12 protein-coding genes and 1 pseudogene are annotated in these 14,341 nt (G+C 71.8%); 1 reads left to right on the forward strand and 12 read right to left on the reverse strand.

The window, feature by feature from the left end; all coding sequences use genetic code 11:
* From AOQ53_RS13795 to AOQ53_RS13840, 10 genes are all read right to left on the reverse strand, one after another.
* Complete coding sequence (locus AOQ53_RS13795) at positions 1 to 1,509, reverse strand: glycoside hydrolase family 43 protein (RefSeq protein WP_059417336.1); 1,509 nt, start codon at positions 1,507 to 1,509, stop codon at positions 1 to 3.
* Entirely contained in the window at positions 1,506 to 2,354 is an 849-nt protein-coding gene (locus tag AOQ53_RS13800; protein ID WP_059417337.1) for a DUF6807 domain-containing protein, read from the reverse strand. Before AOQ53_RS13800 ends, AOQ53_RS13795 begins: the two co-directional genes overlap by 4 nt.
* Positions 2,351 to 3,538, reverse strand: a complete 1,188-nt coding sequence (locus tag AOQ53_RS13805) for a Gfo/Idh/MocA family protein (RefSeq protein ID WP_174523282.1) — start codon at positions 3,536 to 3,538, stop codon at positions 2,351 to 2,353. The genes AOQ53_RS13800 and AOQ53_RS13805 overlap by 4 nt, the downstream gene beginning before the upstream one ends.
* On the reverse strand, positions 3,535 to 4,821 hold the full coding sequence (locus tag AOQ53_RS13810; RefSeq protein ID WP_059417338.1) for a pectate lyase family protein: 1,287 nt from the start codon (positions 4,819 to 4,821) through the stop codon (positions 3,535 to 3,537). The genes AOQ53_RS13805 and AOQ53_RS13810 overlap by 4 nt, the downstream gene beginning before the upstream one ends.
* Positions 4,818 to 5,714, reverse strand: coding sequence for a carbohydrate ABC transporter permease (locus AOQ53_RS13815; RefSeq protein ID WP_059417339.1), 897 nt, complete (start codon positions 5,712 to 5,714; stop codon positions 4,818 to 4,820). The genes AOQ53_RS13810 and AOQ53_RS13815 overlap by 4 nt, the downstream gene beginning before the upstream one ends.
* The gene (locus AOQ53_RS13820) at positions 5,711 to 6,646 is read right to left on the reverse strand and encodes a carbohydrate ABC transporter permease (RefSeq protein WP_059417340.1); all 936 of its coding nucleotides are present in this window, start codon (positions 6,644 to 6,646) and stop codon (positions 5,711 to 5,713) included. Before AOQ53_RS13820 ends, AOQ53_RS13815 begins: the two co-directional genes overlap by 4 nt.
* A gap of 112 nt (positions 6,647 to 6,758) precedes the next feature.
* Positions 6,759 to 8,492, reverse strand: a complete 1,734-nt coding sequence (gene araD / locus AOQ53_RS13825) for an L-arabinonate dehydratase (protein ID WP_059417341.1) — start codon at positions 8,490 to 8,492, stop codon at positions 6,759 to 6,761.
* Positions 8,489 to 9,400 (reverse strand): dihydrodipicolinate synthase family protein, encoded by a 912-nt coding sequence (locus AOQ53_RS13830; protein ID WP_059417342.1) that lies wholly within the window; start codon positions 9,398 to 9,400, stop codon positions 8,489 to 8,491. Before AOQ53_RS13830 ends, araD begins: the two co-directional genes overlap by 4 nt.
* Complete coding sequence (locus AOQ53_RS13835; protein WP_059417343.1) at positions 9,397 to 10,056, reverse strand: GntR family transcriptional regulator; 660 nt, start codon at positions 10,054 to 10,056, stop codon at positions 9,397 to 9,399. The genes AOQ53_RS13830 and AOQ53_RS13835 overlap by 4 nt, the downstream gene beginning before the upstream one ends.
* A 150-nt stretch (positions 10,057 to 10,206) precedes the next feature.
* Positions 10,207 to 10,803 (reverse strand): TIGR03086 family metal-binding protein, encoded by a 597-nt coding sequence (locus AOQ53_RS13840; protein ID WP_059417344.1) that lies wholly within the window; start codon positions 10,801 to 10,803, stop codon positions 10,207 to 10,209.
* Between the two features lie 131 nt (positions 10,804 to 10,934).
* Here AOQ53_RS13840 and AOQ53_RS13845 point away from each other — a divergent pair.
* Positions 10,935 to 12,177: pseudogene (locus tag AOQ53_RS13845) on the forward strand (MFS transporter).
* On the opposite strand, the gene AOQ53_RS13850 reads toward AOQ53_RS13845, so the two are convergent.
* Positions 12,114 to 13,280, reverse strand: a complete 1,167-nt coding sequence (locus AOQ53_RS13850) for a hypothetical protein (RefSeq protein WP_059417345.1) — start codon at positions 13,278 to 13,280, stop codon at positions 12,114 to 12,116. The pseudogene AOQ53_RS13845 and the gene AOQ53_RS13850 sit on opposite strands and share 64 nt — an antisense overlap.
* Positions 13,277 to 14,218, reverse strand: a complete 942-nt coding sequence (locus AOQ53_RS13855) for a 5-dehydro-4-deoxyglucarate dehydratase (RefSeq protein WP_059417366.1) — start codon at positions 14,216 to 14,218, stop codon at positions 13,277 to 13,279. The genes AOQ53_RS13850 and AOQ53_RS13855 overlap by 4 nt, the downstream gene beginning before the upstream one ends.
* Between the last annotated feature and the right edge of the window lie 123 nt (positions 14,219 to 14,341).

Here is a 14,341-nt window from a genome sequence, read left to right on the forward strand (position 1 = left end):
TTACAAGTCGGTGATCCGGAACTGCGTGAACGTGGCGGCGCCCGCGTGTCCCGACCCGGCGGGCGCGAGGGCGAAGAGGCCGAGCAGGGCGCCGACCCAGCGCCAGGGGGTGGCGGCGAAGACGGGACCCGACGGGCACGGACCGTCGCCGAGGTCGTAGGAGAAGCGGCAGCGGGCTCCGGCGCCGATCTCGATGCGGAGCCTGGCCCGCCCCTCGGGTGCGAGGCGCGGGTGGGCCGCGTCGCGCTCCCGCTCGGCGACCCCCTCGGCGAACCGGTGCACGAGGTGGACCGTGCCGTCGGCCCCCCGCTGGAGACCGATCCAGCTGAACGCGTCCCCGAGGACCGCGAGCCCGGCCCGCGCCCCCGGCTCCTCACTGTGCAGGCGCAGCTCCACCTCGACGGCGGACGGCACGCCGGGCAGCCGCTGGGTGAGGAGGTTCGGCAGCTTGCGCAGGTCGTGCGCGTCGGCCGAGCGGACGCAGGTCAGCCGGAGTCCGTCCCCGGAGTGCTGGGTGGCCCAGCCGTCGCCCGGGTTGGCGGTCCACTGCCACTGGCGGCCGTACCGTCCGCCGGGGAAGTCGTCGTCGGTGGCGGGCGCGGCGGGCGGCTGCGGCGGCAGGTCGGGCTTCTTGTGCACGGCGACAGGGGCGCCGTCGTCGCCGAGCACCGGCCAGCTGTCCGCACCCCAGCGCATCGGCTGGAGGTGCACGACCCGGCCGTAGGCGCCGCGCTGCTGGAAGTGCAGGAACCAGTCCTCGCCGGACGCGGTGCGCACCCAGCCGCCCTGGTGGGGGCCGTTGACGTCGGTGTCCTTCTGCTCCAGGACGATCCTCTCCTCGTACGGCCCGAAGAAGCCGCGCGAGCGGAAGGCGCCCTGCCACCCTGTCTCCACTCCCCCGGCGGGGGCGAAGATCCAGAACCAGCCGTCGTGCTTGTAGAGCTTGGGACCTTCGAGGGTGAACCAGCCGGGTATGCGGTCGGCGTCGACGATCACCTTGCCCTCGTCGAGGAGTTCGGTGCCGTCGGGGTGCATGCGGTGCCCGGTGAGGCGGTTCTTGATGCCCGAGCGGGACTTGGCCCAGGCATGGACCAGATAGGCCTCGCCGGTCTCCTCGTCCCACAGCGGACAGGGGTCGATCAGGCCCTTGCCGGCCTTCAGCAGGTGCGGGCGGGTCCAGGGGCCCCTGATCTCGGGGGCGTTGACCTGGAAGATGCCCTGGTCGGGGTCGCCCCAGAAGATCCAGAAGCGTTCGTCGTGGTACCTGAGGGACGGGGCCCAGACGCCGCAGTCGTGGCGGGGCTTCTCGAACTCCTCCGCAGGTTCCAGGCGTTCGAGCGCGTGGCCGACCAGGGTCCAGTTCACCAGGTCGCGGGAATGGAGCAAGGGCAGTCCGGGGGCGCGCCCGAAGCTGGATGCGGTCAGGTAGAAGTCGTCGCCGACGCGGACGACGTCCGGGTCGGACCAGTCGGCGTCGAGGATCGGGTTGCGGTACGTCTCGGTGGTCACGGGCTCACCGCCTTGCGGACGAGGGCCGCCGCGGCGTCCCGGTCGAGGCGGCCGTCGGCGACGACGGTGACCACGCGGCGGACGACGGTCTCGCCCGGCGGGATCGGCAGCCGCTCGCCGTACGCCAGTGAGGAGCCGACGCCCGGGTACTCCTCGGTGCGCACGAACCACGGGTCGCGGCGGGTCTGTTCGGTGGCGCCGGCGAAGACCAGCGTCCAGGTGCCGCCCCGCAGGGCGAGCCAGTCGGCAAGGCGGCCGTGGACCCGCTCCTCGCCCTCGGCCCCGGCCGAGAAGACCTCCGGCGCGGAGGACTCCTTGCGGGCTCGCCAGAAGAATCCGCCGTAGGCCGCGCCCGGTCGCCCGTTGGTCGCGGGGCTGCCGATCGACAGCGTGTCCTTGGTGACGTTGGTGAGGGAGAAGGTGAGGTCCAGCGCCCAGGCCTGGTCGGTGAGTTCGGTGGCCGCGACCGTACGGCGCTCGCGCAGCAGCTCGCCGCCCGCCGCCACCCAGCGCAGCTCCTCCACGAAGCCGTCCGGGTCGCGCAGCTGGAATGCCACGTGCCGCTGGGCGCCGTGGTTGTCCAGCTCGGTCGGGCCCTGGTCGCGGACGTAGGTGCGCCCGCCCCAGAAGTTGAACCCCTCGACGTCGGGAACGGCGACACCGACGCCGAGGTGGTGTGCGTGGTCGGCGGGGGCCAGCTCGGTGACCGCCGTGCCGGCCAGGGTGGTGACGGGGTGCAGATAGGGCCGCGGGGAGAGCCGGGCCGGCAGCTCGGGCCGGGTGACGTACCGGCCGACCGGCCGTCCCGCGACACGCAGCACCGCGGTGTCGTTGCTGCTGGTCATCTGGTGCTCACCTCTTTCGACAGGTGCTCCGTGCCCAGTGCCCAGGGGGCGCCCAGCTCGGAGTAGAGGGAGAGGGTGTCGGCGGCGGCCGCGACGAGCCCGTCGATGCCGGGCACCACCCGGCGGTTCTCGCCGGGGACGCGGTGCCAGGCGGTGTCCGGCAGGGGTGCCGGATCGGGGGCCGTGCGGATGGCCTCCACGACCTTCATGAAGGCGCCGGTCTCGTCCGGCGGAACCAGCAGGTCCGCACCGGTGGTGAGGTGCGCGACGAGGTTCTCCAGCAGGTCGGTGCGGCCGTGCTCGAACTCCTCCGGGCCGTGCCCCGCCCGCTGGAGCAGCACGCGGTCCTGCTTGTACCAGAAGGTGATCCGGCCGGTGCTGCCGTGCACGAGGACGTACGGCTCGTCCGCCCGCTCGGCGCACAGGGTCGCGGCGACGGTCACCGGGTGGCCCTGGGCGGTGCCGATCCGGACGCAGGAGGTGTCGTCCGACTCGATGGCGTTGGCGCGCAGCAGTTCGGTCTCGATGCCGGTGACGTCCTCGGCGCGGGTGCTGCCGCCGAGGGCGAGGGCGGTGGCGACGGCGTGGGCGAGCGGGTTGGTCAGCGCCCCGTCGATCACGTCGACGCCGTTCAGCCGCCGCTTGCCCGCCCAGGGCGCCCGCCGGAAGTAGTCCTCGTCCCGTACCCAGGCTCCGGCCCCGCCGAGCCCGGCCAGCTGCCCGATCGCACCCTCGGCGATCAGCTCGCGGATGGCGGGCACGGCGTGCGAGCCCAGCGACTGGAAGCCGATCTGGCAGACGACGTCGGCCGCCGCGATCCCGTCGGCCATACGGCGGAACTCCGCGTACGAGGGGGCGGGCGGCTTCTCCAGCAGGAGGTGCACGCCCCGTTCGGCCGCCGTGAGCGCGAGGTCGGTGTGGGTGGGGATCGGTGTGCAGATCACGGCGATCCGGGCGCCGGTGGAGTCCAGCAGGGCGCCGAAGTCGGCGGACTGCTCGGGCGTGCCCAGGCCGTCGAGCTCCGCCTCGGTCAGCGGCGTCAGTTCGCAGACGCCGGCCAGCCGTACGAGGCCCTTCTTCTGGAGGCGGCGGATGTTCTCGACGTGCCAGCGGCCGTGGCCCCGGGCGCCGGCGAGGACGACGGGCAGAGGTGTGTTCATGGAGTCGATCATGCGACCGGTCATGGGATCCTCCCCGCACCCGCGCCGCGGGCCACCGCCCGGTCGGCCGCGGCGGCGCTGTCGATCCGCCCGTGCAGGGCGGGCGTCCAGCCGACGTCACCCGTCAGGTCGCGCTCACTGCCCGAGTTGTAAGCGTTGTAGATCATGAGCAGGTCGACCGGAAAGCCGTTGAAGAGCGTGCCGCTCTGGTGCAGGGCGCTGCCGTTCCAGCTCTTGACCAGGTCGGCGACCTCCACATGGCCGGGGGTGTGGAAGGCGTTGTTCTGGGCGTAGATCTTCGACTCGGTGGAGACGCCGAGGGAGTAGCGGTAGTCGTCGCCGGTGATCTCGTAGCGGTTGTTGTAGACGTGCACCTGGCCGAAGCGCACGCGCGGGGCGCGCTGGACGACCGACTCGAACTCGTTGTGGTGGAGGGTGACCCGGAGCTTTCCGCGGTCGCCGGTGGCGGTGTCGCCGCTGCCGATGAGCATCGCCTTGTCGTGGTCGGCGAACCGGCTCCAGGAGATGGTCACCAGGTCCGAGCCGTTGGTGATGTCCAGCAGTCCGTCGTGGCGCAGGTAGTTGCGGGCGAAGTGGGTGGGCTCCTCGGCGTCCGGGTGGCCCTTGTCGCTCAACGTCACGTGGTCGACCCACACATGGGTGGCGCCGGCCAGCCAGATCGTGTCGTACGCCGTCTTCCAGTCGCCGAGGCCGCCGGTGTTGGGCTGCCAGACGGGGAAGCAGTCGTAGGCGTCGCGGATGTCGAGGTTGCGGATGATCACGTTGTCCGCGTTCCGCACCGCCAGGCTCGCGCCCTTCAGGACGGCCGAGTCGCCGAGCCCGACGATCGTGGTGTTGGAGCCGACGGGCAGCACGACCCGCTCGGCCTGCCGGGCGGCGGAGGCCTGGCGGGCCTCCTCCTGCGGGCCGCTGGGCTTGGCCGAGCCCCAGGTGCGGGGGTCGTAGGCGGCGAGGTACTTCTTCAGGCTGTAGCCGCCGGTGGCGTAGTCGGAGCAGTCCAGACGGTCGCCGTCGTCGTCGGTGTTGGCGTCGATGGTCCCGGCGATCCTGATGATCTTCGGGGTGTCGCTGCCGCCGTCGAGGGCGCGGACCAGTCCGGCCCGGTCGGTCACGGTGAAGACGTGAGCGTCGTCGGCCGCGGCCCCTCCGGTGGTGCCTGTGCCGTGCGAGGCCCAGCCGTCGTTCGCGGGCAGGGTGTCGCGGCTGATGTCCCGTGCCTCGGCGTGGGCGGGGACGCAGAGCACGCCCACCAGCCCGGCCGCTACGGCGAGTTGGCGCAGTCTCATCCCTTCACCGCCCCCGCGCTGAACCCGGTGATCAGCCACTTCTGGATGAAGGCGAACACGAGCACGACCGGCACGGCCGCGATGATGCCGCCCGCGGCGAGGGCGCCCAGGTCGACGCTGTCCGCGCTCATCAGGGTGTTCAGGCCGACCGGGATGGTCTGCTTTTCCTGGTTGTTGAGGAACATCAGGGCGAACAGGAAGTGGTTCCAGGAGTGCACGAAGGCGAAGGAGCCGACGGCGATCAGGCCCGGCCGCAGCAGCGGCAGCACGACGATCCGGAAGGCCGTCATGCGGTTGCAGCCGTCCACCCAGGCCGCCTCCTCCAGGGAGTACGGCACGTTCTTGATGAAGTTGCTGATCAGGATCATCGACAGCGGCAACTGGAAGACCGTCTCGGCGAGGATGACACTGCCGAGGCTGTTGATCATCTGGAGTTCGGCGAAGATCTCGAACAGCGGGACCAGCAGCAGCGCGCCCGGCACGAACTGGGAGCACAGCAGGGCCAGCATGAACACCCGCTTGATCTTGAAGTCGAACCGGGCGAGGGCGTAGCCGCCGGCCAGGGCGACGAGGGTCGTCATGACCAGGGTGGCGACGCCGACGAGCACGCTGTTGGCGAAGTAGGTGCCGAAGTTGCGCTCCGTCCACACCTTCTCGAAGTGGTCGAAGGTCATCGGCCAGGGCACCAGCGAGGTCGATCCGGCCGGGCGCAGGGCGAACAGCAGGATCCAGTAGAAGGGGATGAGGGTGAAGACCAGGTAGATCCCCAGGGGCAGGTAGATCTGCCAGCGGGGCGCCTCGTCCCAGGCGCGCTTGCCCTTGGCGGGGCGCGGCGGTTCGGGGGCCGTGGGCGCCGGGGCGGGCGCCGCCTTGGTGGCTTCCTTGACGCTCACTTGCTCTCGCCTCCGAACTTGCTCAGCCGCAGATAGACCATCGAGCAGAAGAGCAGGATCACGAACGCCACCGTGGTCAGGGCCGACGCGTAGCCGAAGTTGTGGGCGTCGACGGATGTGTTGGCGATGTACAGCGGCAGCGTGGTCGTCTCACCCGCCGGGCCGCCGCCGGTCAGTGTGTAGAGCAGGTCGACGTTGTTGAACTCCCAGACCGCGCGCAGCAGCGTGGACAGGATGATGGCGTCCTTCAGATGGGGCAGCGTGATGTGCCAGAACTGCTTGATCCGGCTGGCCCCGTCGACCTCGGCGGCCTCGTAGAGGTCCTTCGAGACGGACTGGAGGTCGGCGAGGATGAGGATCGCGAAGAAGGGCACCCCGCGCCACAGGTCGGCGACGATCGCCGCTGGGAACACCGTCGAGGTGTCCGACAGCCAGCTCGTGCCGTAGGAGCCGATGCCGATGTCCGCGAGGTAACGGGTGATGCCCGTCTGGGAGTTGTAGAGCAGCACCCAGATCGCGGAGGTGAGGACGCCGGAGACGGCCCACGGGGAGAAGACCATCGCGCGTCCCAGGCCCCGGCCCACGAAGGTCTGGTTGACGATGAGGGCCAGCGCGAGACCGAACAGCAGCTGGAGGCCGACCTCGACGAAGACCCACTTGGCGCTGAAGACCAGGGTGTCCCAGAAGACGGGGTCCTCGGTGAAGGCGTGGACGAAGTTGTCGAAGCCCGCGTATCCGTTCCGCCACGGCTTGGTGGGGTTGTAGTTCTGCAGGCTGTAGTAGAAGACGCTGATGACCGGATAGGCGATGAAGCCCAGCATGAGCAGGGCGGCCGGTGCGATCAGCAGGTAGGGGAGCCTGCGCGGGGTGGCGGAGGCACGGCGCCGCCGGGGTGGCGCGGGCGGTTTCGCCACGGCTGCGGCTTGGGCCATGACTGTTCTCCGATCTCAGTACGTCGTGGTACGTCGTGCGTGCGCCGGAAGCGCTTTCTTCCTGTGCAGGGTCGTGCCGGGTCGTGCTGAGGTACCTGGGTGGTGCGGTGGTTCAGCCCGCGTACGGGTCCTGCACCTTGCCTGGCCGGGCCAGGAACTCGAAGTCGCAGCCGGTGTCGGCCTGCGTGATCTGCTCGTTGTAGAGCGCGCCGTAGCCGCGCTCGTACCGGGTGGGCGGCGGTGTCCAGTCCGCCCTGCGCCGCTGAAGCTCCTCGCCGTCCACATGGAGATGGAGGGTGCGCGCCTCGACGTCGAGGGTGATGGAGTCGCCGGTGCGGACGAGGGCGAGCGGTCCGCCGACGTACGACTCGGGCGCGACGTGCAGCACACAGGCGCCGTAACTCGTGCCGCTCATCCGGGCGTCGGAGATGCGGACCATGTCCCGGACGCCCTGCTTGAGCAGGTAGTCGGGCAGGGGCAGCATCCCGTACTCGGGCATGCCCGGGCCGCCCTTGGGGCCGGCGCCCCGCAGCACGAGCACGTGGTCGGGGGTGATGCCGAGCGACGGGTCGTTGATGGTGCGCTGCATGGTCCTGTAGTCGTCGAAGACGACGGCGGGACCGGTGTGCTTGAGCAGGTGCGGCTCGGCGGAGATGTGCTTGATGACGGCGCCGTCCGGGCAGAGGTTGCCGCGCAGCACGGCGACCCCGCCCTCGGCGGCGACCGGGTTGTCCCGGGTCCGGATGACGTCGTCGTTGTGCACCTGCGCGCCGGCGATCTGCTCCCGCAGCGTGTCGTACGAGACGGTCGGCCGGTCCAGGTGGAGCAGGTCGGTGATCCGGGAGAGGAACCCGGGCAGGCCGCCCGCGAAGTGGAAGTCCTCCATCAGGTACGTCTGTCCACCGGGCCGTACGTTGGCCAGCACCGGGACCGTGCGTGCGATGCGGTCGAAGTCGTCGAGCGTGAGCCGGACACCCGCGCGGCCGGCCATGGCGATCAGGTGGATCACGGCGTTGGTGGAGCCGCCGAGGCCGAGCACGGTCGTCACGGCGTCGTGGAAGGCGTCGGCGGTGAGGATGTCGCTCAGCTTCCGGTCCTTGTGGACCAGTTCGACGATCGTCATGCCCGCCTTGGCGGCCATCCGGTCGTGCCCGGAGTCGACGGCCGGGATGCTGGAGGCGCCCGGGACCGTGACGCCGAGGGCCTCGGCGGCGGCGGTCAGGGTGGAGGCCGTGCCCATCGTCATGCAGTGACCGGGCGAGCGGGCCAGACCGCTCTCCAGCTCCTGCATCTCGCAGTCGCCGATGACCCCGGCCCGCTTGTCGTCCCAGTACTTCCACATGTCGGTGCCGGAACCGAGGACCTCGTTGCGCCAGTGGCCCGGCAGCATGGGCCCGGCCGGCACGAACACCGCCGGCAGGTCCGCGCTCGCCGCGCCCATGAGCAGGGCGGGCGTGGACTTGTCGCAGCCGCCCATCAGGACGGCCCCGTCGACCGGGTACGACCGCAGCAGTTCCTCGGTCTCCATGGCGAGCATGTTGCGGTAGAGCATGGGAGTCGGCTTCTGGAAGGTCTCACTCAGGGTCGAGACCGGGAACTCCAGCGGGAAACCGCCCGCCTGCCAGACACCGCGCTTGACGGCCTGGGCGCGGTCCCTGAGGTGCACGTGGCAGGGGTTGATGTCCGACCAGGTGTTGAGGACCGCGATGACGGGCTTGCCGAGGTGTTCCTCGGGCAGATAGCCGAGCTGGCGGGTACGGGCGCGGTGGCTGAAGGTACGCAGCCCTTCGGTGCCGTACCACTGGTGGCTGCGCAGGTCCTCCGGACGCTTCTTCGGTGCGGTCATATCGACCACCCGGCGGCGATGGCGGCGACCTCGGCCCGCTCGCTCTCGGGCAGCGGCCTGCTCGGCGGGCGGACCTCGCGGCGGCACAGCCCGAGGGAGGCGAGGGCCTCCTTGACGACGGTGACGTTGTTGGCGGAGCCGTTCGCGGCGCGCAGTTCCTCGAAGCGGCGGATCTGCTCCCAGACCTTCATGGCGGCCGGGTAGTCGCCGGAGCGCAGCGCCTCGATCATGTTCAGGGAGACGGCCGGGGCGACGTTGACGAGCCCGGAGGTGAAGCCGGTGGCGCCCGCGGAGAAGTAGGAGGGCGCGTAGGGCTCGGCGAGGCCGGCCACCCACACGAACCGTTCCAGCCCGGCGTCCCGGGCGAAGGCCGCGAACTTGGCGGCGTCCGGGACGGCGTACTTCACGCCGATGACGTTCGGGCAGGTGTCGGCGAGCTCGGCGAGGCGGGCGCCGGTGAGCTGCGCGTTGCGGATGTACGGGACGACGCCCAGCTCGGGCACGGCCTCGGCGACCGCGCGGTGGTAGTCGACCCAGCCGGCCTGGGAGACGTACGGGTGGACGGGCTGATGGACCATCACCATCTGGGCGCCGAGGTCACGGGCGTGCCGGGCGGAGGCGACGGCGGTCGGAATGTCGTGCCCGACGCCGACCAGGACGACGGCCCGCTCCCCGGCCTCGTCGATCGTCAACTCCGTGACGAGCCGGCGCTCTTCGGGGGTCAGGGCGTAGAACTCGCCGGTGTTGCCGTTCGGGGTGAGGGTCGTGATGCCGCCGTCGAGCAGGCGGCGCAGCAGGGCCCGGTAGGTGTCCTGCTCGACGGAGCCGTCCTCGGCGAACGGCGTCACCGGGATCGCCACCACGTCGGCCAGGGCCGCCCGCTGGGTCTCGAACGCCACGCTGCTCATTCCTGACCTTCCTGTTCCAGTCCTGCCTGGGGGAAAGCACGCTGCACGAAGGACGCGATGTGGGAGTGGAGGGCGCGTGCCGCGCCGTCGGCGTCGCCGTCGAGGGCGAGCCGGAGGATCTCGCGGTGCTCGCCGGCCTCCCGCTCCCAGGAGGGCGAGGCGGCCCACGCTACGGCGGAGACGAGGGCGGCCTGGTCGCGGACCTCGTCGAGCATCCGGCCGAGCAGCGGATTCCCGCACGGCAGGTACAGGGCGCGGTGGAACTCCCGGTTGGCCAGGGAGCGTTCGGCGGTGTCGGTGGCGGCGTCGGCCTTGGTCAGCGCCTCCCGGGCGACGTCCAGGGAGGCGCCGCGCTGCACGGCGCGCCGCAGCGCCTCGGGCTCCAGCAGCAGCCGCACGTCGTAGACCTCGCGCGCCATGTCCGCGTCCACCATGCGCACCGTGACGCCCTTGTACTGGCTCATCACGACCAGCCCGGTCCCGGCGAGGGTCTTGAGCGCCTCGCGCACCGGGGTCTTCGACACCCCGAACTGCGCGGCGAGCTCGGTCTCGACCAGCGCCTGGCCCGGCGTCAACTGCCCGGTGAGGATGCGGTGTTTGATCCCCTCCAGCACGTATTGCGTGCGGGAGGGGATCGGCGTGGGCACAGAGGTCATGCGCGCCTCTCGGATCTCGCGTCCCGAAGGATCGCGTATCGGATCTCGCGTATCGCGTCTCATATATGACGTACGAAGTACGACGCGATGACGTTAAGAGGGCGCGTTTGTTTCGTCAATGCTTCTGACGAAGGAAGTAGCAATCGCTTTCTACGACCTGGGCTTCCACCCCGGATCCCGCCCGCTCAGTGCCACGGCCCGGTCCAGCAAGGACGCCTCGGGCTCTGTGGGGACGACCGGGCCGAAGATCTCGCCCCGGCTGGGATCGTCGACGCTCGCGGCGAGGAAGTCGTGGCAGATCCGGAGCGCGGCCGGGTCGGGGGCGTACTCCTGGCCGGTCGCGCGGGCCAGGTCCCAGCCGTGGATCACCAGTTCGTCGGTGGCGACGAGCCCCGCGATCTCGCCGGGCAGGCCGACGCCACCGGCCCGGGTCATGCCGGTCCAGGCGGCCGGGTCGCGCCAGGCCTCGGCCAGTTCGGCGAGGGCCTTGGGCAGCTCCTCGCGCCAGCCGGGCCCGATGTCCGGGAGCGCGGAGTCCGGACTGGTGTCGGTCGTGACGCCCAGGTCCTTGCGGCCGGCGTCACGGAAGGCGACGGTCAGCCCGACCAGGTGGCCCAGCAGGTTGCGCACCGCGTACTCCGGACAGGGCGTCGGGTCCGCCAGTCGCTCGTCGGTGACGCCTTCGGCCAGGCGCGCCAGGAGCGCCGTCTGCGGCCCGAGGTCGAGGGTCGGGGTGGTGTCGGTCATCGGCTGTTCCTCCTGGTGTGGCTCCTGAGAGGCAGACCGACGGCGACCGCGGAACTCATCGCCCGGGCGCCCGTTTTCTACGGCACTTTCCCGATCCCTGCGCACGGGACTTAGAGCCACGATGACCAGGCATGACGACCAGAACGACGACCTGGCCCGTGGTACGTGTCCTGCGCGACCGCGACGCGGGGCTCTGCCTCTCCGGAGTGGTGGTCTCCGGCTTCGGCACCTCGGCGCTGTGGCTGGCGTCCGGGGTGTGGGTCAAGGACCTCACCGGCTCGGACGGCCTGGCCGCGCTGTGCGTGCTCGCCCTGTGGCTGCCGACCCTGGCCGGCCCGCTGCTGGGCGCCCTCGCCGACCGGGTCCGCCGCAAACCGCTGCTGATCGGCGTGAACCTGTTGCTGGGCGCCCTCCTGCTCGCCCTCGTGGGCGTCGACGCCCCGGGCGATCTGTGGCTGCTGTACGCGGTGCTGTTCGTATACGGCGCGGCGGGCGTCGTCCACGACGCGGCCGAGTCGGCGCTGGTCGCGACCGCCGTCGACCCGCCCCTGCTCGGCGACTTCAACGGTCTGCGCATGACGGCCAACGAGGGCATGAAACTCCTGGCCCCGCCGGCGGGGCGCGGGCCTGTACGCGGCGTACGGCGGCGCGAGCGTCGCTCTCCTGGACGCGGCGACGTTCGTCCTGGCCACGGGCCTGTACGCGGTGCTGCGGGTACGGGGGGAGAAGCCGGCACCGCCCACCGGCAGCCGCCGGCAGCGGACCGCCGAGGGCGCCCGCCACCTGTGGGCACACCCCGTGCTGCACCCCCTGATCCTGGCGGGCGGCGCCACCATGCTGTGCGCCGGCCTGAACGGCGCGATGCTCTACGCCGTCGTCGACGACCTCGGCCGCTCCCCCGCGTACGCCGGTGTGCTGTACGCCGTGCAGGGTGCCGGGTCGATCGCGGTCGGACTGCTCTCCGGCACCGCACTGCGCCGCCTGGGCGCGCGGCGCTTCGCGGCGTACGGCATCGCCCTGCTGGCTCTCGCGGTGGCCCTGCGGGTGGTGCCCTCGGGCCCGGTGGCTCTCGCGTGCGGCGCGGCGATCGGCGCGGGGCTGCCCGCCGTGCTGATCGCCACGCTGACGTCCGTGCAGCGCGAGACGCCGGGCCCGCTGCTGGGCCGGGTCACCGCCACCGCCAACACCCTGGTGTACACGCCGAACGTGGTCGGGCTGGCCGCCGGGGCGGCCCTGGTCGAGCTGGTGAGCCACCGGCTGGTGCTGGTGGCCCTGGGCATGGCCCTGCTGGTGACGGCGGTGCCGCTGTTTCAGCGCCCGGCGAGGACGGAGCGGACCGTCTCCAGGTCGCCGTCGGACGCCAACCCGGCGTGATACAGCCGCAGTTCGGTGGCGCCGAGCCGCCGTGCCTCGGCCGCGTCGGCGGCGAGGGTGCCGGGGCTGCCGCCCATGCCGGAGACGACGGTGAAGTTGGCGGCGATGACGGCGCCTTCCCGGCCCTGCCGCGCGAACGGCGTCAGCGTGCCGGTGCCGCCCGCGCAGGGCACGACCACCCCGTCAGCGACGGACAGGATGTGCGCCGGGTCGACCCCCGGGTTCGCACCGACGTGGTAGGACACCGGGTCCGCGTGCAGCAGCACCTGGAAGCCGTCGGGCGCGGCCGCCCGCACCGCTGCCACGGCCTCCTCCTGGAGCGTGCGGGCGGTCGCGTCGCGGTACGCGCGCGTGGTGTTGGCGAGCGTCTCGCCGAGGAGCTTCTCGACGCCCGTCCAGCCTCCGTCGGAGGGCGTCACCCCCTGCCACACCGGCTCCAGCGCGGTCCGTACGGCGGCGGCCAGCACGTCGGCGTCCAGGCCGTGCCGGCCGTAGCCCTCCCGGCAGGCCGGGCAGAAGCACAGCGCCATCAGGTACTGCCCGGCGTCGCCGAGGCCGACGCCGCCGGTCTTGTCGTGGGCGTGCAGATGCTGCAGGCCGTACCAGCCGAGGGACTCCAGCTCGGTCCCGAGCGCCCCGGGTCGTACGGCCGCCTCCGCCGCCAGGTCGGTCAGGTACGCGCGCGTGGCGGGCTGCGCGATGCACGGCGCCCAGGGATAGCGGTCGCCGTAGGCGTTGACGACCGAGGTGTCCGGGTGCTCGGCGCCCAGGCGGGAATTGTGCGCGAGGACGACCCAGGTGTGCACCTCCAGGCCGGCGTCCGCGAGCGCGGCGGTGGCTTCGCCGAAGGCGTCCCCGGGGGCCCAGTCACCGGCCGGGTAGGGGCGCAGCTCCCGCCCGTCCCAGCGCTCGCCCAGCGGGTACAGCACGGCGGCGTGCTCGGCGGTGACGACGCGGTGGCGCGGGTGGCGGGGCGTGAGCGCACGCGTGGAGTGGTAGGCGGCGGCGAGCGTCACCTGTTCCACGCCGAGCGCGGCGATCCGCGCGGGTGCCTCCGGGTCCCCGTTGACGTCCCAGGGGTAGACGAATGCCGACGCCTTCACTTGGCCTCCTCAAGCAGCGCATAGCCACGCTCGATCACTTCGGCGAGCTGCTTGACATGATCCTCGGTCGGCTCGTGCAGCGGGGGGCGCACCTCCCCCACGTCCAGTCCGCGCAGCCGTACGCCGGCCTTGACCAGGGCGACGGCGTAGCCGCGGCCCTGGGCGCGCAGTTCCACGAAGGGGCGGTAGAAGCCGTCCAGCAGCTTCTCCACCAAGGTGTCGTCGCCGCCGCGGAGCGCCTGGTGGAAGGCGAGGGCGATCTCGGGCGCGAAGCAGAACACGGCGGACGAGTAGAGCGTGACGCCGAGGGCTCGGTAGGCGAGCTGGGTCTGTTCGGCGGTCGGCAGGCCGTTGAAGTAGAGGAAGTCGCCGGGGGCCTCGGAGCGTACGGCGCTGACGATGCGCTGCATGAGGTCGAGGTCGCCGAGCCCGTCCTTGAGGCCGATGATCCCGTCCGTGCGGGCGAGTCCGACGACGGTCTCCGGGGTGAAGACCGCGTTGTCGCGCTGGTAGACGACCACGGGCAGGGAGGTCGCGGCGGCGACCTCCCGGTAGTGCCGCAGCAGCCCCTCCTGCCCGGCGACGACGAGGTACGGCGGCATGGCGAGCAGCCCGTCCGCCCCGGCCGCCTCGGCGAGGCGGGCGTAGCGCACGGCGAGCGCGGTGCCGTACCCGGCGCCCGCGACGACCGGCACCCGCCCCTCGGCCGCCTCGACGGCCGCCCGGACGCACCGGTCGAACTCCTCGGGCGTCAGCGCGTGGAACTCGCCGGTGCCGCAGCAGGCGAACACGGCGGCGGCTCCGGCCTCGACCCCGCGGCGTACGTGCGTGCGGTAGGTGTCGAGGTCCACGGAGCCGTCGGGGCCGTAGGCGGTGACCGGGAAGAACAGCGGTCCGCTGGGGATGTTGAGTCGAGCGGCGAGAGGGGCTGACGTCACGAGCTCTCCCGGTTCCATAGCTCTCCCGGTTCCATATTCATGATTGCCGTCTATATTTCTGAACGACACCACGCTAAAGCGCCGCATCGGCGCCGGTCAAGCGCGCGAACCCGCGACGCCCAG

This window comes from Streptomyces azureus, from assembly GCF_001270025.1.
Taxonomy (GTDB): domain Bacteria; phylum Actinomycetota; class Actinomycetes; order Streptomycetales; family Streptomycetaceae; genus Streptomyces; species Streptomyces azureus.